General features: G+C 61.8%; 23 protein-coding genes. 12 read left to right on the top strand and 11 right to left on the bottom strand.

What is annotated here, in order from left to right:
* Nucleotides 1-40 precede the first annotated feature (40 nt).
* Entirely contained in the window at nt 41-538 is a 498-nt protein-coding gene (locus C7T36_RS06090; protein ID WP_045064086.1) for a helix-turn-helix domain-containing protein, read from the top strand.
* A 39-nt stretch (nt 539-577) separates the two neighbouring features.
* Here C7T36_RS06090 and C7T36_RS06085 read toward each other — a convergent pair whose 3' ends face one another.
* Nucleotides 578-1387 carry an SDR family NAD(P)-dependent oxidoreductase gene (locus tag C7T36_RS06085; RefSeq protein WP_045064084.1) on the bottom strand — a complete coding sequence of 270 codons (810 nt, stop codon included), beginning with the start codon at nt 1385-1387 and terminating at the stop codon, nt 578-580.
* Nucleotides 1384-2079, bottom strand: coding sequence for a hypothetical protein (locus tag C7T36_RS06080; protein ID WP_052683306.1), 696 nt, complete (start codon nt 2077-2079; stop codon nt 1384-1386). Before C7T36_RS06080 ends, C7T36_RS06085 begins: the two co-directional genes overlap by 4 nt.
* A 121-nt stretch (nt 2080-2200) precedes the next feature.
* On the opposite strand from C7T36_RS06080, the gene C7T36_RS06075 reads away from it, so the two are divergent.
* Nucleotides 2201-2866 (top strand): TetR/AcrR family transcriptional regulator, encoded by a 666-nt coding sequence (locus tag C7T36_RS06075; protein ID WP_033235815.1) that lies wholly within the window; start codon nt 2201-2203, stop codon nt 2864-2866.
* 894 nt (nt 2867-3760) lie between these two features.
* Here the strand turns inward: C7T36_RS06075 and C7T36_RS06065 are convergent.
* Nucleotides 3761-3991: a hypothetical protein gene (locus C7T36_RS06065; protein ID WP_146153428.1), complete on the bottom strand. Its 231-nt coding sequence runs from the start codon at nt 3989-3991 to the stop codon at nt 3761-3763.
* A 16-nt stretch (nt 3992-4007) separates the two neighbouring features.
* Here C7T36_RS06065 and C7T36_RS06060 point away from each other — a divergent pair, with 16 nt between their 5' ends.
* A complete protein-coding gene (locus C7T36_RS06060) occupies nt 4008-5348 on the top strand; it encodes an HNH endonuclease signature motif containing protein (RefSeq protein ID WP_045066603.1) in 1341 nt (446 codons plus the stop codon).
* A gap of 115 nt (nt 5349-5463) precedes the next feature.
* On the opposite strand, the gene C7T36_RS06055 is transcribed toward C7T36_RS06060, so the two are convergent.
* The 3 genes from C7T36_RS06055 to C7T36_RS06045 form a co-directional block, all read right to left on the bottom strand.
* Entirely contained in the window at nt 5464-5955 is a 492-nt protein-coding gene (locus C7T36_RS06055; RefSeq protein ID WP_033235653.1) for a GNAT family N-acetyltransferase, read from the bottom strand.
* Between the two features lie 88 nt (nt 5956-6043).
* On the bottom strand, nt 6044-6814 hold the full coding sequence (locus C7T36_RS06050) for a site-2 protease family protein (protein WP_084702401.1): 771 nt from the start codon (nt 6812-6814) through the stop codon (nt 6044-6046).
* A complete protein-coding gene (locus C7T36_RS06045; RefSeq protein ID WP_033235651.1) occupies nt 6811-7470 on the bottom strand; it encodes a hypothetical protein in 660 nt (219 codons plus the stop codon). Before C7T36_RS06045 ends, C7T36_RS06050 begins: the two co-directional genes overlap by 4 nt.
* A 305-nt stretch (nt 7471-7775) precedes the next feature.
* Here C7T36_RS06045 and C7T36_RS06040 point away from each other — a divergent pair, with 305 nt between their 5' ends.
* The gene (locus C7T36_RS06040) at nt 7776-9065 is read left to right on the top strand and encodes an adenylosuccinate synthase (RefSeq protein WP_033235650.1); all 1290 of its coding nucleotides are present in this window, start codon (nt 7776-7778) and stop codon (nt 9063-9065) included.
* Nucleotides 9066-9119: 54 nt separating this feature from the next.
* Here the strand turns inward: C7T36_RS06040 and C7T36_RS06035 are convergent, their stop codons facing one another.
* Together C7T36_RS06035 and C7T36_RS06030 are read right to left on the bottom strand one after the other, a co-directional pair.
* Nucleotides 9120-9590, bottom strand: a complete 471-nt coding sequence (locus C7T36_RS06035) for a 5'-3'-deoxyribonucleotidase (RefSeq protein WP_045066601.1) — start codon at nt 9588-9590, stop codon at nt 9120-9122.
* A 48-nt stretch (nt 9591-9638) separates the two neighbouring features.
* Nucleotides 9639-9869, bottom strand: a complete 231-nt coding sequence (locus C7T36_RS06030) for a hypothetical protein (protein WP_045064079.1) — start codon at nt 9867-9869, stop codon at nt 9639-9641.
* A gap of 61 nt (nt 9870-9930) precedes the next feature.
* On the opposite strand from C7T36_RS06030, the gene C7T36_RS06025 reads away from it, so the two are divergent.
* Entirely contained in the window at nt 9931-11406 is a 1476-nt protein-coding gene (locus C7T36_RS06025; RefSeq protein WP_045064077.1) for a PLP-dependent aminotransferase family protein, read from the top strand.
* Between the two features lie 155 nt (nt 11407-11561).
* Nucleotides 11562-12602, top strand: coding sequence for a bifunctional 2-polyprenyl-6-hydroxyphenol methylase/3-demethylubiquinol 3-O-methyltransferase UbiG (locus tag C7T36_RS06020; RefSeq protein ID WP_045066600.1), 1041 nt, complete (start codon nt 11562-11564; stop codon nt 12600-12602).
* 84 nt (nt 12603-12686) lie between these two features.
* Here C7T36_RS06020 and C7T36_RS06015 read toward each other — a convergent pair whose 3' ends face one another.
* The 3 genes from C7T36_RS06015 to C7T36_RS06005 form a co-directional block, all read right to left on the bottom strand.
* Nucleotides 12687-13787, bottom strand: coding sequence for a CaiB/BaiF CoA-transferase family protein (locus tag C7T36_RS06015; RefSeq protein ID WP_033235812.1), 1101 nt, complete (start codon nt 13785-13787; stop codon nt 12687-12689).
* A gap of 107 nt (nt 13788-13894) precedes the next feature.
* On the bottom strand, nt 13895-16060 hold the full coding sequence (locus C7T36_RS06010; protein ID WP_045064069.1) for an ABC transporter transmembrane domain-containing protein: 2166 nt from the start codon (nt 16058-16060) through the stop codon (nt 13895-13897).
* Complete coding sequence (locus tag C7T36_RS06005; protein ID WP_033235645.1) at nt 16057-17790, bottom strand: ABC transporter ATP-binding protein; 1734 nt, start codon at nt 17788-17790, stop codon at nt 16057-16059. Before C7T36_RS06005 ends, C7T36_RS06010 begins: the two co-directional genes overlap by 4 nt.
* A gap of 311 nt (nt 17791-18101) precedes the next feature.
* On the opposite strand from C7T36_RS06005, the gene C7T36_RS30465 reads away from it, so the two are divergent.
* The 6 genes from C7T36_RS30465 to C7T36_RS05990 all read left to right on the top strand — a co-directional run bounded on the left by C7T36_RS30465 (nt 18102) and on the right by C7T36_RS05990 (nt 22464).
* Nucleotides 18102-18224: a hypothetical protein gene (locus tag C7T36_RS30465; protein WP_255285212.1), complete on the top strand. Its 123-nt coding sequence runs from the start codon at nt 18102-18104 to the stop codon at nt 18222-18224.
* A 214-nt stretch (nt 18225-18438) separates the two neighbouring features.
* Entirely contained in the window at nt 18439-18561 is a 123-nt protein-coding gene (locus C7T36_RS30460; RefSeq protein ID WP_255285213.1) for a hypothetical protein, read from the top strand.
* Between the two features lie 378 nt (nt 18562-18939).
* Nucleotides 18940-19065 (top strand): hypothetical protein, encoded by a 126-nt coding sequence (locus tag C7T36_RS30455; RefSeq protein WP_257013114.1) that lies wholly within the window; start codon nt 18940-18942, stop codon nt 19063-19065.
* 173 nt (nt 19066-19238) lie between these two features.
* Nucleotides 19239-20669 (top strand): diguanylate cyclase, encoded by a 1431-nt coding sequence (locus tag C7T36_RS06000; protein ID WP_045064068.1) that lies wholly within the window; start codon nt 19239-19241, stop codon nt 20667-20669.
* A gap of 62 nt (nt 20670-20731) precedes the next feature.
* Nucleotides 20732-21985, top strand: coding sequence for a formate-dependent phosphoribosylglycinamide formyltransferase (gene purT / locus C7T36_RS05995; RefSeq protein ID WP_045066599.1), 1254 nt, complete (start codon nt 20732-20734; stop codon nt 21983-21985).
* Nucleotides 21982-22464, top strand: coding sequence for a DUF456 domain-containing protein (locus tag C7T36_RS05990; RefSeq protein WP_045064067.1), 483 nt, complete (start codon nt 21982-21984; stop codon nt 22462-22464). Before purT ends, C7T36_RS05990 begins: the two co-directional genes overlap by 4 nt.
* Nucleotides 22465-22468: the final 4 nt, after the last annotated feature.

The following is a 22468-nucleotide window of genomic DNA, read 5'->3' as shown; positions in this document are numbered from 1 at the left end:
TGGCTATGGCAATGGCAAGTCAGGGAGTAAGGTGATGAGTATGGACGCAGTGCGACTGACCGGAGTCTTGGCGGATCGGGACGCGTGGCAAGCCACGCATTGCTCGATTGGCCGCGCAATGGAAGTGGTCGGCACGAGGTCGGCGATGCTGATCCTGCGTGAGGCTTATTACGGCACAACCCGTTTCGATGATTTTGCGTCGCGGGTCGGTATCACCGAAGCGGTAGCGTCGGCGCGTCTGAAGGATCTCACTGCCGCCGGCATTTTCGAGCGTCAGCCGTACAAGGAGCCCGGGAAGCGCACCAGGCACGAGTATGTGCTCACCGAGATGGGCCGGGATTTACTGCCGGCGGTGTTGGCGCTCATGCAGTGGGGCGACAAGTACCTGCACGGGGGCAGGGGTGGGCCGCTCAACGTTGCCGACGACAGCACTGGTGAACCCGTGACGGTCGACGTGCGCAACCAATCCGGCCACGTTGTGCCACTGGGGGAGTTGCGGGTGTCCGTGAACGGCGCTCGGGTGCGCGGCAACAGCTAATCGTCGAATATCGATTGGCGATCCTGTTGAGCAAGGTGGTCATCGGAGGATTCGGTCGAGATACGCGCGGCGCTGGGTGTCGTCGTAATCCCCGGGTGGCCGGTTGCGGGTGACGACACGCTTAGCGACTTGCAAGAGACGTTCAGGTGCAGCTTCCTCGAGCGTTCCTATCGGTGCCAGCCAGCGCGGGACTGTGACCTCGCGACCTGGTCGGCGTGCAGTGTCGGCGATGGCGCGACCTACCTGTTCGGGTTGCAGCGTGGGTTGCAGATCGAGCGAAACACCAGAGGTGAGTTCGGTGTTGACTGCCGCAGGCATGATCGTAGTGACCGTGACTGCGGTGTGGGCAATTTCGGCGCGCACAGCCCGCGACAGGGCGGCAACGGCGAACTTGGTGGCGCAGTACACCGCGATTCCTGGTGTGGTCACCTTGGCGGCCATTGATGCGACGTTGACGATGTGGCCGCAGTTGCGGGCCAACATGTCGGGGAGGAAGACGTGCATGCCGTTGATGACGCCGCCGAGGTTGACCGCCACCTCCTGATGATGGCCTTCGAGGCTTTGGTCCACGAACGGACCTAGCCGCATGATTCCGGCATTGTTGACGAGCATCCGAACCGGGCCGTCGGCGCTGGCGGCAGCCCAGAACTTTCGCAGACTTTCCCCTTTGGTGACATCGAGATGCATTGACTTGGCATCGATTTCAGCAGCGGTGCGGGCGGCCTCCTCAGCGTCGAGGTCACCGATCCACACTAGTGCTCCCCTGCGAGAAAGTTCAGCAGCAGTGGCACGTCCGATGCCTCGGGCTGCGCCGGTGACACAGACGACGGCCCCGTCGAGTTCGATCATGACCGAACCTCCTCGTTCTCGAAGTGGCGCAACGCAAAGTGGGCGATAGTACGAATCTCACCGGTGTGCATCGTGAGCAACGCTCTACCGAGGTACAGCCCTGGTAGCAACTCGACGATCTCGTCACGGGTGCGTTTGATCGGGAAGGTCCGCACACTCGGATTGCAGTACTCCTCGATGCCGTAGTCCAGCGCGATCACGGGAATCTTGGGAGTGACCAGTCCGACATCGGCGCTGTAGCGAAAGTTGAAGCCCACAATCTCCGGGCCGGCCCGACGCAGGCCGCGATAGAGCGGCGCGATCACCCGCATCGCATAGCGCGCCAACGGGATCAGTCGATTGAACCCCGTACCTGACTCGGCGTTGAACGTCTTGCCCCGCCATGTCGGGTTGATCGCGAGCGGCGGATTGGCCAACGCGGCCTCGGGAACATTGAAGAGTTTGCCCACGATCAAGCCTTCGTAGGCACCGTCGAGCTGCTCAGGCCGTGATCCGGCGGCAAACAACGCGCCGATCTGGTCGCGGCGGTCGGCCCTACTCAGCTCACGCAGGTACCGCCATCCCTCTACTCGCGCTCGACCCGGCGCGTGTTTGGAGAGCTCACGCAACTCGGCCAGTATCGGCCCGATCACCGCTGTGACGGTGGAGGGAAGTTGGGTGGCAGCGGTAGCAGCAGGCGGTGTGGGTGACATCGATGAACGTCCTCTCGGTAGCCGATGAACTATTCTGGTACCAAACTGTGCCAAATATTATCGACAGGTGTCAAGGCCCCTACGCAGCGAACGAGACGAGGCGAATGCCACTATGGCTGTCATGAGTGCCCAGCCTGCGCGGAGCTACGGCGGAATCGATGCCGGCGAGCGGGTGCGGGTTCGCCGCAACCAGCTCATCGACGCCGCGCTGGGAATCATGGCCACTGACCAGTGGCGCACCGCGACGGTCGCCAGGGTGTGCTCGACCGCTGGGCTGAACAAACGCTATTTCTACGAAAGCTTCGACACCCTCGATGCGCTGGCGGCGGCCGTAGTCGAGGAAACCGCACGTCACGTAAGCGAGAGTGCCGTCCTCGCGTTCGCAATGTCAGCAAAGAAGTCCCTGCAGGAGAGGGCCTTTCAGAGCATCGACGCTGCGGTGCGAGCCCTGGTCGAGGACCCTCGTCGCGCCAGGGTGCTCTTCGACGCGGTTTCCGCGTCCCCTGCGGTATTGGCCCACCGGGCCGCGGTCGTTCAAGGCCTCGCGACGATCCTGGTTCAACACGCCCGCGAAGTTCACGATGTAAAACTCGAACGAGACAGCCTGGCCCGAGTTACGCCGGCGTTCCTCGTCGGCGGCACCGCCGAGGCGATCATGAGCTGGCTCAACGGCACTGTCGATATCACCCTTGAGCAACTGATCGATGACCTGAGCACGCTGTGGCTGATCACCGGCAACGGCGCCGCCGACCACGCCCGCCGGCGACTGCCCGAGGAAAAGCCGTGAGCATTGCAGAGGCGATCCGCGTCATTTTCTTACCCAAGGGTGGTTTGCCTGTGATGTGACGGTTGATCCGGCCACCTACGGTGTCCCAAATTGAACTCCGCTGCGCTCCGCTCTGGAAAAGCATTGATTTGTTTAAGGGATGGCCGCCGCGGCGTTCTCGACAGTCGACTGCTTATTGAGAAGTGCGACTTGATCGCTGTTTAAGGACACGATGGAGAGGTCGCCTACCCAGGTGTCAGCCCGATCCGTGCCGAAGCGAGTGCGCCTTCTGGCACGGAAACGTAAGTGCCGAAACGTATCCGATGAATCACCCGTGCAGCCTGCATTGTGGTGAGGCTCGATCAAAAGTTCCATGACCACCCGAAAATTCTGGTGGAGGATGACCGCTCGAGGCAATCTTGTTTGTAAATGGCTGCCGCGCCGCCGCTTCGCGCTGGCTTGCCAGCGGATATACAGTCGACTGTCTCGACGACCGAGTTCGCGTTCGCGCTCAATACCACCGAAAACCCTTGACGCTGGTGGTTAGCCCCATTGGGTGTTCATCTTGTTCGCGAGCCATTCTGTGTCCGTCTGGACCATCGGTCCGTGCAGGCAGTAGTGGCCGCCGTTGTCTTGGACGTAATGGGTGTAGCACTTGTTTTCGTATCCACCGTGTCCTGCGATGCGGGGCACTGTAATGAATCAGGCGGTGTTGGTCTCGGTCATGGTGGTTCCTTCCGGAGAGTCCGTAGAGTCGCTCCCCTCGACACGGTGTTCGGGGCGACTTGTGCGACGACTTTCTTGGCCGCTCGGGGAGTGAAACACCCCTGAAACACCTTAAGCAGTTTGGGGAGGAACCTGGCTTGATCAGTTCGTGGCGGCGAGTTGGTCGGTGTCGAATCTTTCGTGGCGGCGCTATGCGGTCGAGGTGACGACGGGTGGCGTCGAGTTTTGGGCGATCGTTTCCCAGCTGAGGGTGGGGTCGGCGAGTTTGCGTCGGGCGGTGTCTTTGACGTTGTGGGGGAGATCGGAGGTTGCGATGAACTGTTCGAGTTCGGCAAAGAGGTCCGGCTCGAGTGAATATTCTTGGAACCTGTCCGAAATGCCTCTTGAATCGAACGAACGTTCGAGTATCATTGTGGTCAAGGGTGGGGAGGCTCTGATGACCACGGTCAGCGATTTTGTTTCGGTGGGGGATGTTGTAGCCGGTTCGGCTGCGGGTGTGCGTGGCAGGTTGTGGCGGTTGCGACCGGCCGAGGTTCGGGACGTTGCCGTCTGTGCATCGGCGGAAATTCTTCGGCTGGAAGCGATTCGGGTTGCCGCAGTAGATGAGTTGGCGCTCAACCCGGACGAGCAGGTGCTGTGCTACCGCGGTGTTGGTCGCTGGTTGGCGGCGAACACGATGCTGCAGAATGCGGCCGGTAACAAGATCGCTGCCCTCGGTGCCGCGTTGCGGGGGTTCCCGGACATTGCTGCGCAGTTCGAGGCCGGTGATCTCTCGCTCGATCATGCGGCAATAATCGTCGCGTTCTGCGAATCACCACCAAAAGGAATGCCCGACAGGGCGTTGCCTTCCTGCATGAAGACTCTGTTGGCTGCTGCATCCGGGGTGGAGGCGACCACCATCAAACTCCGCTATGCGATTGCGGTCCTGGAGCGGATATTCGAATCCGACGACACCCCGCCCGGTGAGGACGATGATCTCAATGTCTTGCGGATTTCGCCGACGTTGAACGGTCGGGTCGCGATCAAGGGCGATTTCGACGCGTTGACCGGCGAAATGTTGTTGTCGGCTCTCTCGGGGTTGTCGATGCCGAAACCGGCTGCGGACGGAACCCCGGATCAGCGGTCGGCTGCCAAACGAACCGCGGATGCCTTCACTGAACTGATTCGCCGGTACCTCGACAATGCCGTCACCGGTGTTGACGGTGGTCAGCGTCCGCATGTGAATGTGCATATCACCGCGAAAGATCTTGCCGAGCATCGGGAATGCGCGACCATGCGCAGCGATGTCGCGGCGGATTTCGATGAGCCTGATGTCGAGGATCTCGATGTCGGGTACATGCCGTGGATGGGACCACTCAGTGTGAGCCTGACCCGGATGCTCGCCTGCGACTGCATGCTCTCCACCGTCCTGATGGACGGCAACGGCGCACCGCTCGATGCGACCCCGCACAAACGTCTCGTCACACCCGAGCAGCGCACCGCGTTGATCGCTCGGGACAAAGGCTGCGCCTTCCCCAACTGCGACGCCGTACCGGCTTGGTGCGACGCCCACCACATAAAACCCTGGTCGGTGGGCGGTCCGACGGTAATGGACAACCTCACCCTCCTCTGCCGAAATCACCACCGATTGATCCACAGCACCAGCGGGTTCCGCGGGATCTGGGAAATCAAGATGGGCGATGATCACAAACCGTGGTTCATCCCACCGGCCGCGATCGACCCGAAACAACGACGCCGCCGCTCCACCACCCGCCAAGGCCCAGTGCACCGAGACTGAAACCGGCCCTGCCGGAACTGAACACTGCGCGTTTGCTTCGCATCACCAGTAAGACGATGCGAAGCCAACAGGCATGCGCAGGTTCGGAAATTCCGTGGCGATATTCAGCCGTGCGTTAGCTCAAGGACTTCTTGAACCCGATGTGTGAGGCGACAAATCCGAGGCGTTCGTAGAACTCGTGGGCTTCTGTCCTCGTCTGGTCGGAGGTGAGCTGAGCGAGGAATGCGCCGCGGCGTGCCCCCTCGTCGCATGCCCAACGCAGCATTGCGCTCCCGATTCCCTGGCTGCGGTGATCCTCGTGCACCCGAACGGCCTCGATCTGCATCCGGGTTGCACCCATCCGGCTCAGTCCGGGGATGAAGGTGAGTTGCACGGTGCCGATCACGTTGTCGTCGGCGGTGGTGACAACAACAAGCAGGTGTGCGTCGTCGGCGTCGATCTTCTCGAAAGCCTTCTCGTAGATCGTCCGGGCGTCGGGATTTGTGGTTTCACGAGTGGACCCGATGGGGTCGTCGGCTAGAAGGTCCACCAGGGTGCCTACGTCGTGAAGCTCTGCCTTTCGGATGGTGTACACCGAATTGCCGCACTCTATCGACGCCGAAATCATCAGTGGTGCTCCTGTTGAAAAGTTAATAGACCGAAATGTCAGGTTCTCATGTCGGCGTTCAGCGTTGTTCGGAAGGGTGCGATCTCCGTCACGTCCAGAAGCGCATCAACGAATTGCCGGCCGCCGCGTAGTTCCCGGGTACCCCACTGAGTTCGAAGATCCAATAGATCGCGTCGAAAAAGATCACGTTGACCTGAGGGACAAAGAGAACTGCGACCAGAAGGAGTAATCCATACGGTTTGAACTGGTCGAGTTGCGCTCGGGTCGTTGGCTTCAGGAACGGTTCGAGCGCGCCGTAGCCGTCGAGTCCGGGAACCGGCAACAGGTTGAGGACGGTCGCCATCACCTGCAGGAACGCGAGGAAACTCAGCCCCGCCCAGAACGTCACATGCTCTGGTCCGGATCCGTAAATGCGTATGACGACAAGCAAGACTATGGCGGCGATGGCGTTGGTTGCCGGACCGGCCAGGGAGATGCGGGCCTGGACTTTGGGCGAGAACATCCCGGTGCGCAGATAAACCGCACCGCCGGGCAAGCCGATACCGCCAAGAGCTATGAACAGCACCGGGAGCCCGATCGAGAGCAAAGGATGGCTGTATTTCAACGGGTTGAGCGTCAGATATCCACGGGCTGCGACGTCGGTGTCGCCGTGACGCCACGCAATAAAAGCGTGCGCAAACTCGTGGAGACAGAGAGTCACCACCCAACCGGCGACAACAAGAACAAAAACCCCGGCTCCGCCGGCCACCGAACCTCGTTCGGAACTCCAGGCAACAACGCCGCCGAGGACAGCGACGGCCACGACCCCGAGGAAGACGGGGCTAGGCCGCACGGCTGACCTCGCAGCGCCCGTTCTCACCGGACCAACAGCCAGGTCTTGTCGTGGCGGTAGAACGTCGAGCGTTTGAGGTCTCTGGGGTTCGGAACACCGTCGCGCACGAGGTGGGCTGCGGGCGCTCCCAGTTGGACGGCTCGACCTTCCAGCCACCGTCGCCCAGCCCAGCGACTGCGGCGATCAACGGACGCCCGGATGCCTGGCAGCTTGGGGCTCGGAACAATCCGGACACCCTGCACAGTGCCCGAGAAGAGTTTGTTGTCGTCGACATACGCCTCACCGATCAATTCCTCGGTTCCACCTGGGCCGGTGACCGTGGCAGCGCCGACCAGCGCTATTCCGGCGTCGTCGCGAATCAGTGGCACGACGTGCGCGGTGCCTTTGAGTGCTGCGCGGGCAGCTTTTGCGCCCGTGGACAGTCTGTACGCATCGGTGGCGTCCGACCGATCCTCCGTGACGTAGGCGAGTTCGACGTCCAATAGCTCGAGACGCATCAGTCGCGTCAGCACCGCGGCAAACGCCGCGTCCGTGCCGACCACAATCAAGCGGGGTTCGGAGACGACCTTCAGTTGTGCCAGGGCCTCACTGAAGTCGTCTTTCTCGGGCACCTCCGGCAGCGCGAACGACGTGACCTCGCCCAACGGGAGAGGCACGGGTGAATCGCCACATCTGAGTACCACTGGGGTCAACGCGCGCTCCTAGCTCGATCATGACTTTGTCGGCGGTGGTTGCACCACCGACACCGCTCACCTGGCTGGGGAACAGTCGTCGGAATTGCAGACCACGATCCTAATGCGACGTCGGGTACAGACCGACAACTGCGACAACAACGAGCCGATTTCTGGACCGAAGGGTTTGATCGTGTGCTCTGGGCTAGACTTCTCCTTCGGTCACTGCAACAGCTCGGCTGCACAAGAGTGCGCGGATTCAGGCAGTACCAATGCGGCGGGACAACTGCTGCACGTCGACCGTAGGAGACAACGTCATGCCGGCAATCGTCCTGATCGGCGCCCAGTGGGGCGACGAAGGTAAGGGCAAAGCTACAGATCTACTGGGCGAGCAGCTTCAGTGGGTCGTGCGATACCAGGGCGGCAACAATGCCGGACACACCGTAGTTCTGCCGAACGGTGAAAAATTCGCACTGCACCTCATCCCGTCCGGAATCCTCACACCGGCCGTCACCAATGTCATCGGAAACGGCGTCGTGGTGGACCCGGGAGTGCTGCTCACCGAACTCGCGGGCCTGGAATCGCGCGGCGTGGACACGTCCCGCCTGCTGCTTTCCGCCGATGCGCACCTGATCATGCCGTACCACGTGGCCATCGACAAGGTCACCGAACGCTTCCTCGGTGCCAAGAAGATCGGCACCACCGGTCGCGGAATCGGCCCGTGCTACCAGGACAAGATCGCTCGCGTCGGCGTACGCGCAGCGGATGTCCTGGACGAGAAGATCCTGACCCAGAAGGTCGAGGCGGCACTCGAATTCAAGAACCAGGTGCTGGTCAAGATCTACAACCGCAAGGCTCTTGATCCCCAGCAGGTTGTCGAAGAAGTTCTGACGCAGGCGGAGGGCTTCAAGCACCGCATCTCGGACACGCGACTCGAACTCAACCTCGCTCTCGAGCGCGGCGAGACCGTCCTGCTCGAGGGTTCACAGGGAACGCTGCTCGACGTCGACCACGGCACGTACCCGTACGTGACGTCGTCCAACCCCACTTCCGGTGGCGCAGCGGTTGGTTCGGGCATCGGCCCCACCAAGATCACCACTGTTCTCGGAATCCTGAAGGCGTACACCACACGCGTCGGCTCGGGCCCGTTCCCGACGGAACTGTTCGACGAGTTCGGTGTGTACCTGGCCGACAAGGGCGGTGAGGTCGGTGTCACCACCGGTCGTGGCCGCCGCACCGGTTGGTTCGACGCCGTAATCGCCCGCTACGCAACGCGCGTCAACGGCATCACCGATTACTTCCTGACCAAGCTCGACGTGCTCAGCAGCCTCGAGACGGTACCGATTTGTGTTGCATACGACGTCGACGGTGTGCGTCACGACGAAATGCCGATGTCGCAGACCGACATTCACCACGCCAAGCCTATCTACGAAGAGATGCCGGGTTGGTCCGAGGACATCTCGAAGGCTCGCACGTTCGAGGAGCTTCCGCAGGCCGCGCAGAATTACGTGCTTCGACTCGAAGAACTGTCGGGTGCGTTCATGTCCTGCATCGGTGTCGGCCCCGGCCGTGACGAGACGATCGTCCGCCGCGAGGTCATCCGCTAGGAATTGTTTGTCGAAATCCCCGTTCCTTTCAAGTAGGAGCGGGGATTTCGTGTTTCAGGCTCGCTTCGACAAGTATTCGGTGACCGTCGTCCAATCGGGAAACTTGGTGGTGCCGAACTTGATCCACTCGCCCTCGAACCTGTCTGCGCCGTTGGCTCCGCGATCGTCGACGAGGAAGTCGCCTCGGTTGAGGTGCTTGTGGTGCGAGAGGATCAACCGCTTGTACGCGACGCTGCCTTCTTCCAGTCCGAGGTGTTCCTGGACCCACAAGACCTTGTCGTGCCACGCGGTTGCGTTCTTCCAGGGCGCAGTCGACAGGATGTAGGTGTCGAACTGCCGCGCAAGTTGGTGGTACGCGTCGATCGCGCCGTCGAGGGGATCCATACGCGAGAAGATGTGTGGGGCTTCGTCGAGGTCGTTTTCGAATTTCTTTCGCACATTGTCGGTCAGGCGATCGATGCCGGACTGGAAGTTGACGAGGGTGTTGTCGAGGTCGATGTAAAGAATCTTCTTGGATTCGGACATCTTGGATTCAGGCATCTGCGCCTTTCTTCGAGCAGAAAGAGTCCAGTTTTATCGAACTGGACTGAGATCAGTGAATTCTTCCCCCTCATCACAATGGCACGGGGGTCCGACAGAGTTGTTCTCGGACCGTTCGCCGACCTCGCCGAAGATGCCGCCGAGCGGTGCTGCCAGGCGAAACTGTTCCACTCGAATGTATGTACCTTCACCTTCTGCGGGCGCAAAAAAGTACACGACGGCCACAAAGAGTCCGATGCCGATAAGCGTTGCGAAGGTAGTCATAAGCTCATCATCAGGTCCACTGGTATTGAATTACATAGCCAAGTACTCGATACTGGACCGCATGATGACTCGAGTTCTCGGTGCCCGTTCCCTTGCGCGTGATCTCGGGTCCTGGCAGGAGGAATCGGGACGACGGCCCGCCTACCGCGCACTGGCCGACGGTATTCGCTTACTCGTGCACGACGGGCGCGTTCCGTTGGGCGTGGCTCTGCCGAGCGAGCGTGAACTCGCAACCGTGCTCGAACTGAGCCGCACAACGATCACGTCGTCGTACTCGGTTCTGCGGGACGAGGGCTATCTGATCAGCCGTCAGGGTTCGCGCAGCACCGTGGCGTTGCCTGCCGGTGCGCGGCCGAACGGCTTGATGTTCCGCCAGCACCAACCCGGCCCGAGCGGTGCCGTCGTCGATCTCAGTTATGCCGCGATGGCTGCCCCGGCCGAGCAGGTGCAGCAGGCGTATGCGTCTGCGCTGGAGTCACTTCCGCAGTTCCTGCCCACTCACGGCATGGAGCCGATCGGCATCGCAGAACTGCGGGACGTCATCGCGCGTCGTTACACCGCACGCGGCTTGCCTACGACGCCCGAGCAGATCATGGTGACCTCCGGCGCCCAGCACGCTTTGCGGTTGTTGTTGTCGGTGCTCACCTCTCCCGGCGAACGGGTACTGGTGGATCACCCCACGTATCCCAATGCGCTGGAAGCGATTCGGCGCAACGGGGCCAGGCCCGTTCCGGTTCCGGTGCGCCCGGAGTTTGCCGCCGCCGGAGCCTGGGATCTCGACGGAATCCGCAGTGCCGCAAGGCAAACCGCTGCCCGCATGGCCTACCTGATTCCGGACTTCCACAATCCGACGGGTCTGTGCATGGATTCCGCCGGGCGCGCGGAGCTTGCCAAGATCGCCCACGAGACCCGGATGACGCTTGTCGTCGACGAGACCATGGTGGACCTGTGGCTCGATGCGCCGCCGCCCGCTCCGGTGGCAGCGCACGGACGCGGCGCCGCCAAGACGGATGTCGTAACCCTCGGTTCCACCGCGAAGTCACTGTGGGGCGGCTTGCGCGTCGGCTGGATTCGGGCCGACCCCGCACTGATCACCCAGCTGGTGGGCGCTCGCGCGGCTGTCGACCTCGGTACCCCGGTCATGGATCAGCTTGCCGCGGCATACCTCCTCGCCGACGACCACTCGCTGCTCGACGAGCGTCGCGCGGTCCTGCGCGAGCAACGATCGGTTCTGCTCGACGCGGTAGCCGAGCGACTCCCGGACTGGAGCCCCACGATCGGCTCGGGCGGAATGTCGGTATGGATGCGCATGTCGGCACCCGTGTCGACTGCCTTGGCGGCGGTGGCGCCCAACTTCGGAGTGCTCCTCGCAGCCGGCCCGAGATTTGGCGTCGAAGGTGCTTTCGAGCGGTTCATCCGTGTGCCCTACGCACGTTCGTCGGAAGATCTGATCCGCGGAGTTGCGTCCATCGCCGCTGCATACGACACCCTTGCGACCGATCGGGACGCTGCAGACCAACGCCTCGTCGTCGTCTGAGCGGCTAGCCTGCGCTCGCGCGGGTACCCACCTGGAAACCAAGGTGAATCCAGGAGGTTTCGATGGCAACCGTCGAAGGGGTCAGTGCAGAGGGAGCTGGGGCAGGGGGCGCCGGGGCAGAAGGCGTCAGCGAATCGGAGGCATTGGCGGAACGGATGTTCGCGGCCGCGATCGGCGCGGCAGAACTGCAAGCGGTCTACCTCGGAGATCGGCTGGGCTGGTATCGCGCGTTGGCTGACTTCGGGCCCCTCACGTCGACGGAACTGGCTGACCGGACGGCAACCGTGGAACGGTATGCCCGCGAATGGCTGGAACAGCAGGCTGTGGCCGGGTACTTGGACGTCAATACGGATGCCGACCGTCGATATACGTTGTCCGCAGCACACGCCGCAGTACTCGTAGATCCAGAGAGTCTGCTGTATGTGGCGCCGATGGCCCGATTGTTCGTGGCGACGACAACGTCGATGCCCAGACTGCTCGACGCGTATCGCCACGGCGGCGGGGTGACCTGGGAGTCCATGGGCGTTGACGCGCGCGAGGGGCAGGCGTTGCTGAACCGCCCGATGTTCCTGCGCCAGTTGTGCCAGGAATTCTTGCCGATCATTCCGGATCTGCACACCACGTTGACCGACGGGGCGAAGGTCGCGGATCTCGGAATGGGGGAGGGATGGTCTTCGGTGGCACTGGCTATCGGATACCCGAAAGTCGAGGTTCACGGCTTCGACGTGGACGCGGCGTCTGTGGCTGCGGCGCGCCGGCATGCGAGCGACTACGGCGTCGACGACCGTGTGCATTTCTCGTTGGTCGATGTGGCCGGCCAAGCCCCTGAGCAGGAGCGGGTGGAATCGGGTACCTACGACGCTGTTTTTGCGTTCGAATGTCTGCACGACGTGCCGGACCCGGTCGGGTTTTTGTCCACCGCCCGGTCGATCGCGCGGCCCGGCGCACCGGTGATCGTCATGGACGAGCGCACAGCGAGTTCTTTCGATCCCAATGCCGGGCAGGTGGAGCAACTGCTCTACGGGTATTCGCTGACTTGCTGCCTGCCGGACAGTCTCTCCCACCCCGGAAGCGTCGGGACGGGAACGGTCATGCGTAAGTCGACACTCGAAAGTTTTGCCCTGGCAGCAGGTTTCGAGCGAGTGGATGTGCTGCCGATCGAGCACGAGTTCTTGCGGTTCTACCGATTGGGCTGACGCCCTGTGCGCCTTTGTGGTAGCCGGAACTACCAGAAAGGCGCGCGGGGCCGAAGGCCCTAGGTCAACACAGGGCCGAAGGCCCTAGGTCCAGACCGTGTCGATATCCGTCGCCTCGCGCGCCGGCGGCGACGGAACGCTCGCCGGGGTGCGGGAGAAACGCGGTGCCGGTGCGTGCTGGGTGACGCCGTCGAGTTCGATGAGCGAGCCGCGCGCTGCGATGTGCTCGTTCGACGGTGCTTCCGCGAAGGTCAGTACCGGCGAGACGCACGCGTCGGTGCCGAGGAAGATCTTGGCCCACTCGTCGCGAGTCTTGGACAGGAACTTCTCCGTGAAGAGTGCCTTCATGTCGTCCCATTTGCTGGAATCCATCTGATGCGGAAGCGTCGAGGGATCCAGTTCGAGGCCTTCGAGCAGCAGGGCGTAGAACTGCGGCTCGATGGAACCGACGGCCATGTACTTGCCGTCGGAGGTCTCGTAGGTGTCGTAGAACGGCGCACCGGTGTCGAGGAGGTTGACACCGCGCTCGTCGGACCAGACGCCGCGGCCACGGAACGCCCACATCATGTGGGACAAAGCGAGGGTGCCGTCGACCATGGCCGCGTCGACTACCTGGCCTTTACCGGAGATCGAACGCTCGACCAGGGCGGACAGGATGCCGAAGATCAGGAACATGGAACCGCCACCGAAGTCGCCGACCATGTTGAGCGGCGGAACGGGACGCTCACCCTTGCGACCGATGGCGTTGAGGACGCCGGTGAGGGAGATGTAGTTGATGTCGTGGCCGGCGGCGCTCGCGAGGGGGCCTTCCTGGCCCCAGCCCGTCATACGCCCGAAGACGAGACGAGGGTTGCGCTCCAACAGCACGTCGGGTCCGAGCCCCATACGTTCCATGACGCCGGGACGGAAGCCTTCGATGACAACGTCGGCGCGATCGACCAGGTTCAGGACCTTCGCGACATCCTCGGGATCCTTGAGGTTGGCTTCGACGACACGACGGCCTCGCTTGATCTGGTCGGAGGCGTTGGCGTCCTGAGGAATCTGGCCTGCGCGTTGCACGATGACGATGTCGGCGCCCATGTCGGCGAGCAGAGTCGCTGCGTGCGGTCCCGGTCCCAATCCAGCGAATTCCACGATCCGAATGCCCGCGAGCGGGCCCTTCTTCTCCACAGTTTCTGCAGACACACGAACTCCCAATTCAGACGGCGACAACACTTCTGACCCGACGGTAACCTGTCGGATCGATCAGGTGTGCTCCGGGGCACGGTGTCTACGCAGGGAGGCGTCGGTCACTAGACGGCGGCGCCTTCGAACTGAGCGTTGTAGAGGCGGAAGTACGCTCCGCCGTGGGCGATGAGTTGATCGTGTGTGCCTTGCTCGACGATCTGGCCGGCCTCCATGACCACGATCAGATCCGCATTGCGAATCGTGGACAGACGGTGCGCGATGATGAAGCTCGTGCGACCGGCTCGCAGTGCCGACATAGCGTGCTGGACAAGCTGTTCCGTGCGAGTGTCGACCGAGCTGGTCGCCTCGTCGAGAATCAGCAGCGACGGCTCGGACAGGAAGGCGCGGGCGATGGTGATGAGCTGCTTCTCGCCCGAACTGATGTTGGACGCTTCCTCGTCGAGCACGGTGTCGTAGCCGTCGGGCAGGGTGTGGATGAAGCGGTCCGCGAACGCCGCCCGGGCTGCCGCTTGGATCTCGGCTTCGCTGGCACCGATGCGTCCGTATGCGATGTTTTCGCGGATGGTGCCGCCGAACAACCACGTGTCCTGCAGGACCATGCCGACGTGCGAGCGGAGGTCGGCGCGCCGCATGTGTGCGATGTCGACGTCGTCGATGGTGATCCGGCCGGAGTCGACTTCGTAGAACCTCATGATGAGGTTCACCAACGTGGTCTTGCCTGCGCCGGTGGGACCGACGATGGCGACGGTCTGTCCGGACTCGGCAGTGAGGTTGACGTTCTCGATGAGCGGGACGTCCTTGTCGTACCGGAACGAGACGTTCTCGAACACGACGGTGCCGACGGTGCGGTGACGGCCGGCCTGCTCGGGGAGGACGGGGTTCGCGATGTCCGGAGTCTGCTCGGGTTCGTCGAGCAGTTCGAAGACGCGTTCCGCCGACGCGGCCCCGGACTGCAGACTCGACGACATCGAGGCGATCTGGGTGAGCGGTGAGCTGAACTGGCGGGAGTAGACGATGAACGCCTGGACGTCGCCGAGGGACATGTTGCCGCTGGCCACCTTCAGGGCACCCACCACTGCGAGCAGTACGTAGGTGATGTTTCCGACGAAGTTCATGACGGGCATGATCAGGCTGGACAGGAACTGTGCGCCGAACGATGCGTCGAGAAGTTTCTTGTTCTGTACCGCGAATTCGCGCTCGGCCTCGATCTGATGCCCGTAGACGCGCACCAGATCGCGGCCGCTGTAGGTCTCTTCGATCTGCGCGTTGATCTTGCCGGTTTCTTCCCATTGCGCTTTGAACAGAACCTGCGCGCGCTTGGCGACACGGGCAACCAACACGACCGACACGGGAACAGCGATGAGTGCGATCAGCGAGAGCATCGGCGAGATGACGAACATCATGGTGAGGACGCCGACGACCGTCAGCACCGAGGTCAGCAGCGACGTCAGAGTTTGGGACAGGGTCGACGAGACGTTGTCGATGTCGTTGGTGACGCGGCTGAGAACTTCACCGCGAGGCGTCCTGTCGAAGTACGGCAACGGAAGTCGGTGAATCTTCGCTTCGACCTCCGCACGCAACTTGTAGATCGTTTTCTGCACGATGATGTTGAGCAGGAACGCCTCCACCCAGGCGAGCAGCGACGCCATCACGTACACACCGATGGCGACGAGGATGACCTTGCCGATGGCGTCGAAGTTCAGCCCGACGCCGGGGACGACGTCGGCTGAGTTCTGAACCAGATCAGCGAACGTCGAATTACCGGATGCGCGAATCGCTTCCGCGGCCTCGTCACGGCTGATACCGGCCGGCAGGCTCTTGCCGATGAATCCGGCGAAGATGAGGTCGGTGACGTGACCGAGGATCTTGGGTACCGCGACGGAGAGCGAGATACTGCCGATCGTGGAGAGCACCACGACGAATACCGCGATCTTGTGCGGCTTCAACAGGCCCAACAGCCGTTTCATCGTGGCTTTGAACTGCTTGGGTTTGGTCGCCGGTGTGGTGGACGCGGGCTTCGGCGCCGGGGCATCGGGCTTGGGCTCGTCGCCGGGTGGCGGTTCGACAGGCGGTGGTCCGGATTGTTGCGGATCGTCCTGGGGCGGACCGTACTGGGGTGGACCGTACAGGGGCTGACCGTACTGTGGCGCAGGTTCGGCAGGCGGCGCTGTGTCCGGCTCCGCGGGGATCTTGGCAAATACGACGGTAGGAGCGTCGTCGAAATACTGACGATTGCCCGGACCGAAATTTGGGCCTTGCGGAATGGTCATGCGCTCATCTCCGCGGGAATCTGGGAGGCCACGATCTCTTGGTACGTCGGGCAGTTGGCCAGCAGGAAGTTGTGGTCGCCGAGTCCGACGGGAGCGCCGTCTTCGAGGACCATGATCTGGTCGGCGTCGATGATCGAAGACACGCGTTGCGCGACGACGATGACGGTGCTGTTCGTCGTAATCGCGCGCAGCGCTGCGCGAACGGCCGCGTCGGTGTGCATGTCCAGGGCGGAGAAGGAATCGTCGAAAATGTAGATCCGCGGTCGGCGGACGACGGCTCGGGCGATGGCCAGGCGCTGCCGCTGGCCACCGGAGAGATTCGATCCACCTTGCGCTATCGGGGATTCCAGACCCTGCGGAAGTTCCCGGACGAAGCCGTCGGCTTGCGCGACGGCGAGTGCAGCCCAGATGTCGTCGTCGGTGGCTGACGGATTTCCGTACCGGATGTTGGTGGCGACCGTGCCGGCGAACAGGTAGGTCTTTTGTGGGACGTACCCGAAGTTGGTGAACAGTTCGTCCTGATCCCAGCCGCGGACGTCGAGGCCGTCGATCAGAACCGCGCCGGCTGTGACGTCGAAGAGCCGGGGGATGAGGGAGACGAGGGTGGATTTTCCGCTGCCGGTGCTGCCGACGATCGCGGTGACGGTCCCAGGTAGACAGCGCATCGTCACACCGCTCAGAACCGGAGTCTCGGCACCGGGGTAGCTGAATCCGGCTCCGCCGAACTCCACGACGCCGTAAGGGTTGGTGGGGCGCAGCGGTTGGGACGGTGCCGGGACCGATGGCTTCGTGTCGATCACTTCGGTGATGCGGTCGGCGCAGACGGCGGCCCGTGGAATCACGACGGCCAACATTGTTGCCATCACGACGGACATCAGAATTTGCATGACGTACGCGAGGAACGCGCTGATCTGACCGATCTGCATGTCACCGGTGTTCACGAGGTGGGCACCGAACCACATGACCGCAACGCCGGTCAGGTTCGCGATCAGCATGACCGTCGGCAGGAGAACGGCTTGGTATCGACCGATGAGCAGGGCCGTGTCCGCCAGTTCCTTGTTGGCCTGATCGAAGCGCATGGTTTCGTCGGGTTCGCGAACGAACGCGCGAATCACGCGCATACCGGTGAGCTGTTCACGCAGTGCGCGGTTGATCTTGTCGATGCGGGCCTGCATGGTCCGGAAGTGCGGAATGAGGCGGGCGACGACCACTGCGACGGTGATGCCGAGTAGTGGCACCGAAATGGTCAGGAGCCACGACATCTGCAGATTCTCGCGTAGCGCCATGACTATGCCGCCGATGCACATGAGTGGTGCGCTGACGAGCATCGACGACGTCAGCATCACCAGCGTCTGGATCTGGAGGACGTCGTTGGTATTTCTGGTGATCAGTGTCGGGGCGCCGAAACCGGAGAATTCACGGTCGGAGAAACTGCCGACGGCCTTGTAGACGGCGGCCCGGACGTCGTGACCGAATCCCATCGAGGACTTTGCCGCCAGATACGTCGACGCGACCGAGGCGATGATCGACGCCAACGAGACCATCAGCATGATTCCGCCGGTCGACATGATGAATCCGGTATCACCGCGGGCGACGCCGTCGTCGATGATTCGGGCATTCAGGGTCGGCAGGATCAGCGACGCAATGGCACCGAAAAGTTGCAGCGCCAATACTCCTGCGAGCAACCAGCGGTACGGCGGCAGGTACGCCTTGAGCAGTTTTGCTAACACGGCGATCCCGATCTGGTTGCCACGCGTTCAGGATTGATCACATGCACACGGTATGACAGATCGCGGTCGGTGCGGGCACCGACTCTTACCTTTGCGGCCTTTTGTCCCAATCAATTGTGATGTCGATCACATTTGAATTTGAAGTTGAGTTCGAGTCACATGTCTTGATCTGGGGCTTTACAGATCACCGCGAACTGTCACGCGAGTCTTTGTCCTTAAACAAACTGGACGTATGTATTTCTCCTGACTACAAAGGCTCTCGGCGGTTCAAATGTGCGCCACGTCATAAATCTCACGCAAGGAGTTCAGTTATGGGTTCGGTCGAAAACCTTCTCGAGGCAAACGGTATGGGCTGGAGTCTGCTCAAGCTCCTTCCGCTGGTGAACATGCTCAAGACCATCCAGGGCCTCGATTCCGCCAGCTCGAACTCCTGACGTTCGCGCGCACGGCAATCTTTCGTAACGACACAGGAGTAGTCACATGACCTCGATCCGGAATCTCGACGCCTTCCTCAAAAGCGTTCTCGCTTTGGTGACCAAGCTGAACGCCGGATCGGCAGATTCTTCGGGTTCGACCGGTTCGGCTGCCGAGTAATTTCTCCAGCCTTTCCGATTCATCAACTGCATTTCTGAGAAAAGAGGAACCGACATGGGTTCGCAAGAAGAATTCAGCGCCGTTATCAAGAACCTCTTCCCGGTTCTCAAGGACCTGCTCACGGCTATCGGCGGTGGCTCGCTCACTCCGGGAACCGGCTCGGCCGCTGAGAAGTAGGTCTGAGAAGTAAGTCCCGTTTGCCCGAAAGTGTGGCTCGCAATTGACTGCGAGCCGCACTTTCTGCATTTCTGCTGTGATGCACATCACAATCTCTACTCTAATTGGCACTGGATTGCCGTCTTGATCTGCGGTTTTGATGACAGGTGTTACTTCGAGTCTTTGGTAGTAGCCACACGGTAGCTAGACAAGTACGTTTCTGCGGTCTATAAATGCTGTCAGCGCTAATTAGTGCGCTGCATCACAGCACGGGATGTCGCAGGGGGGCGACCGCATATTTCACCCCTGTGGCATGAGTTCCCAGACTGTTCGGTCACCGCCTGCGGCCGAAACGTCGCTGAACATTTCACATCACCTCTACGCACCAGGAGAACTCCTATGTTCGGATCACTCAGCGCACTCGGACCTCTGCTCACAGCACTCGGCGTTTTCCTCAAGTCGGTAGACACCTCTTCGCTCGAGGGCGACTCGGGATCCTCGGGATCCAGCGGATCTGCTGAATAAGACCAACCGCTAACAAGACCTATCAGGTGCCGAGTCCTCGGTACTGTGATGGTCGGTCACTTCGCATTGCCCTCTGACCGCGTCATCGGTCAGAGGGCAATGTGGTCTGAACGTGACGATAAGATTTGGCAGTCGCCCGATACGCCTTTTCTGGAGCGACGGTGAGGTGACGAATGACAAGGATGGGCCGAGTAACGCGGCTGCTGGTTGTCTTTGTCGTTGTCCTGCTTGCCGCGCTCATCGGAATTCTCACGCGGCCGCCCGGACTGCTCGCCACGTTCTGGTGCGCCAATGCGTTGCTGCTGGGAATGATGGTGCGGTGGCCGATTCTGATCGAGTGGCCCACGTGGATTGCCGCCGCCGTCGCTTATGTGAGCGCTGATCTGCTGACCGGCAACACGCTCTCGATGGCAATTCAGTTGAACGGTGCAAACCTGGTCGGGGTCACCGTTGGTGTGTTGCTGCTCGACTACCTCAAACGCACCCCGTTCCGCTTGGTCGATTCAACGTCTCTGATGTGGATGGTTGTCGTCGCCGGACTCAGTGCCTGCGCTACCGCGGCAACAGCTGGGCTGATGGATTGGGTCTTTCGAGGTGAGTCGTTTGCCGACACGCTTGTTCACTGGGGCAGTACGGAGTTCATGGCTTATCTGCTGGTGTTACCTCTGATTCTGTCCATGACCATTCCGTCCAGCATTGCGGAGATCCGCAGCAAGACGACTGTACGGGCAGTTCTCGCCATGACAGTCCCGTTGCTCGCTACCGCCGCCTGCATGCCGATCGCGCTCAGCATCGAGGGGCCGATTGCCCTTCTCCTGCCCATCCCCGCGCTGTTGTGGTGCGCTACCCGGATTTCGGTTCCGAGTACTGCGTTGGTTTCGGCAGTGTGGTCGGTGTGGTCGCTCATGATGGCCGACGCCGGCAGGCTGGCTCTCGGGGAACAGAGTGGCGCAAACGTGAACGAGGCGGTGATCACGTCGATAGCGGTCACTCTGGTTGCGTTGGGCCCCATCGCTGTGGCGTGTGCGACGCAGGAGCGTCGGGCTGCCGAGCGTGAGCTGTTCCGCGCAGTCGAATACGACTCTCTCACCGGAGTCCTCTCGCGCGGGCCTTTCCTGCGTCAGGCCGAAGAACGACTCCAACAGGCAACGCAGACGGCGTTGCCTATCGGATTGCTGATGCTCGATCTCGACCACTTCAAAGCCGTCAACGACACATACGGGCACATGGTCGGCGACAGTGTTCTCGCCGATTTCGGTGCCCGGATGGCAGAACGCGTCTCCGATACCGATCTGGTCGGTCGACTCGGCGGTGAGGAGTTCGCGGTCTTGCTCACCGGTTCCAGTTTCGCCCGTGCGACCGAAGTCGCCGAAGAGATCCGACATGCTCAGGTCCACGACTCGGCACGATCCGGGCATGACAGCACCGTCAGTATCGGACTCGCTTGGACAGATGACGCGACACCCACCTTGGCGTCGCTGATGGTCGCCGCCGACGCAGCCCTGTACGAAGCCAAGCATGCAGGCCGAAATGTCGTGAAAGCCCAGAACGTTAGTGACATCGTGAGTGGCGTCGTGTCTGAGCGGATCACCAGAACCGCGTGAGTTCCGCCATCGCGTCCTCTGGACACGCTGACCTGCATCGGGATTGGCATATAGTCGCAGCCATGCAGCCTGATTCAACGCCGTCGGACCTTTCGGCGCCCTCGGACCCTTCCTCGCTTCCACTCCGATTCGGCACTCCGCTCGCCGAGAACGCGATCAGAGTGATGATGTTGGGATCGGGTGAACTGGGCAAGGAAGTTGTCATCGCGTTGCAGCGATTGGGCGTCGAGGTTATTGCAGTGGATCGGTACCCGGACGCACCCGGGCACCAGGTTGCGCACCGGGCTCACACCGTCGACATGACCGATCCCGATGCACTGCTGGCCGTGATCGAACTGGAGAAGCCGCATTTTGTGGTGCCCGAGATCGAGGCAATCGCGACCGACGCGCTGGCCGTCGTCGAAGCGCGGGGTGAGACCGTAGTCATTCCGACGGCCAGGGCAACACAGCTGACCATGAACCGCGAAGGTATCCGGCGGCTTGCAGCCGAGGAACTGGGCTTGCCCACCTCGCCGTATGCATTCGCGAATTCACTCGACGAGGTTCGGGCTGCCACCGAACTCACCGGATTTCCGTGCGTGATCAAGCCCGTCATGTCGTCCTCCGGCAAAGGGCAGTCGACAGTGCGCACTGCCGACGAACTCGAGTCAGCGTGGGATTACGCGATGGCCGGTGGGCGCGTCAATCACGGCCGGGTCATCGTAGAGGGCTTTGTCGATTTCGATTACGAGATAACACAATTGACGGTCCGGGCCGTGGGCAGTGGCGGCGAGGTCGAGACGTCGTTCTGTGAACCGATCGGTCACCTGCAGCAGTCGGGCGATTACGTCGAATCCTGGCAACCGCAGCAGATGTCGGCGCTCGCCCTCGCGGCCGCTCGCGAGGTCTCCGAGAAGGTCACGTCCGCGCTTGGCGGTCGCGGAATCTTCGGTGTCGAGTTGTTCGTCAAGGGCGACAACGTGTACTTCTCCGAGGTGAGCCCACGTCCACATGACACCGGACTGGTCACGCTGCGCACACAGCGGCTCTCCGAATTCGAATTGCACGCCCGCGCCATCCTGGGGCTCCCCGTCGACACGACGCTCACCTCACCTGGTGCTTCAGCCGTCATCTACGGCGGCGTCGAAGCGCAGGCAATCGGATTCGACGGCGTCGCAGAGGCTCTCGCGGTGCCCGAGACCGACATTCGGTTGTTCGGCAAGCCGGAAAGTTTCACGCGTCGACGGATGGGCGTTGCCGTCTCCACTGCCGCAGATGTCGAGACGGCTCGCTCCCGTGCACGCGAGGCGGCGTCGAAGGTTCGCCCCGTCGGATGAGTCCGGCTGCGGAAGTTGTTGTCGGGCTGGCAATTCTGATCGGCTTGATCGGGGTGGTTGTGCCGATCATTCCGGGAACGCTGCTCATCTTGGCAGCAATTCTGGTGTGGGCGTTGATGACCGGTGGCGCGACCGCGTGGACGGTGTTCGCGCTGGCCGCGCTGGCTCTCGTGATCACGGGCGTCGTGAAGTACACGTGGCCCGGTCAGCGAATGCGTGCCGGGGGAGTGCCAAACCGCTCTGTCATGGTGGGCGGGCTTGTCGGCATCATCGGATTTTTTGTCGTTCCGGTGGTGGGGCTGTTTCTGGGATTCATCGTGGGAACGTATGTCGCAGAACTCGTGCGCTTGCGCAACGTCAACATCGCGTGGGCGTCGACGCTTCACGCGGTGAAAGCTGTGGGGTTGTCCATGGTGGTGGAGTTGTTCGGTGCGTTGATCGCGGCCGGGCTCTGGTTGGGCGCAGTCGTTTTCGTGTGAGCAG

This window comes from Rhodococcus sp. AD45-ID (assembly GCF_003023755.1).
In the GTDB taxonomy this organism is placed as follows: Bacteria; Actinomycetota; Actinomycetes; order Mycobacteriales; family Mycobacteriaceae; genus Rhodococcus_F; species Rhodococcus_F globerula.
This window is presented reverse-complemented; position numbering and strand designations above follow the sequence as displayed.

Excerpts from the sequence above, each read along its gene's own strand:
- C7T36_RS06035 (WP_045066601.1), bottom strand. The coding sequence starts at position 9,590 with ATGTCCGAATCCAAGAAGATTCTTTACATCGACCTCGACAACACCCTC.
- C7T36_RS06075 (WP_033235815.1), top strand. The coding sequence starts at position 2,201 with ATGAGTGCCCAGCCTGCGCGGAGCTACGGCGGAATCGATGCCGGCGAG.
- C7T36_RS06090 (WP_045064086.1), top strand. The coding sequence starts at position 41 with ATGGACGCAGTGCGACTGACCGGAGTCTTGGCGGATCGGGACGCGTGG.
- C7T36_RS05990 (WP_045064067.1), top strand. The coding sequence starts at position 21,982 with ATGAGTCCGGCTGCGGAAGTTGTTGTCGGGCTGGCAATTCTGATCGGC.
- purT (WP_045066599.1), top strand. The coding sequence starts at position 20,732 with ATGCAGCCTGATTCAACGCCGTCGGACCTTTCGGCGCCCTCGGACCCT.
- C7T36_RS06030 (WP_045064079.1), bottom strand. The coding sequence starts at position 9,869 with ATGACTACCTTCGCAACGCTTATCGGCATCGGACTCTTTGTGGCCGTC.
- C7T36_RS06000 (WP_045064068.1), top strand. The coding sequence starts at position 19,239 with ATGACAAGGATGGGCCGAGTAACGCGGCTGCTGGTTGTCTTTGTCGTT.
- C7T36_RS06025 (WP_045064077.1), top strand. The coding sequence starts at position 9,931 with ATGATGACTCGAGTTCTCGGTGCCCGTTCCCTTGCGCGTGATCTCGGG.
- C7T36_RS06020 (WP_045066600.1), top strand. The coding sequence starts at position 11,562 with ATGTTCGCGGCCGCGATCGGCGCGGCAGAACTGCAAGCGGTCTACCTC.
- C7T36_RS06060 (WP_045066603.1), top strand. The coding sequence starts at position 4,008 with ATGACCACGGTCAGCGATTTTGTTTCGGTGGGGGATGTTGTAGCCGGT.
- C7T36_RS06010 (WP_045064069.1), bottom strand. The coding sequence starts at position 16,060 with ATGACCATTCCGCAAGGCCCAAATTTCGGTCCGGGCAATCGTCAGTAT.
- C7T36_RS06055 (WP_033235653.1), bottom strand. The coding sequence starts at position 5,955 with ATGATTTCGGCGTCGATAGAGTGCGGCAATTCGGTGTACACCATCCGA.
- C7T36_RS30465 (WP_255285212.1), top strand. The coding sequence starts at position 18,102 with ATGGGTTCGGTCGAAAACCTTCTCGAGGCAAACGGTATGGGCTGGAGT.
- C7T36_RS06080 (WP_052683306.1), bottom strand. The coding sequence starts at position 2,079 with ATGTCACCCACACCGCCTGCTGCTACCGCTGCCACCCAACTTCCCTCC.
- C7T36_RS06040 (WP_033235650.1), top strand. The coding sequence starts at position 7,776 with ATGCCGGCAATCGTCCTGATCGGCGCCCAGTGGGGCGACGAAGGTAAG.
- C7T36_RS06085 (WP_045064084.1), bottom strand. The coding sequence starts at position 1,387 with ATGATCGAACTCGACGGGGCCGTCGTCTGTGTCACCGGCGCAGCCCGA.
- C7T36_RS30455 (WP_257013114.1), top strand. The coding sequence starts at position 18,940 with ATGTTCGGATCACTCAGCGCACTCGGACCTCTGCTCACAGCACTCGGC.
- C7T36_RS30460 (WP_255285213.1), top strand. The coding sequence starts at position 18,439 with ATGGGTTCGCAAGAAGAATTCAGCGCCGTTATCAAGAACCTCTTCCCG.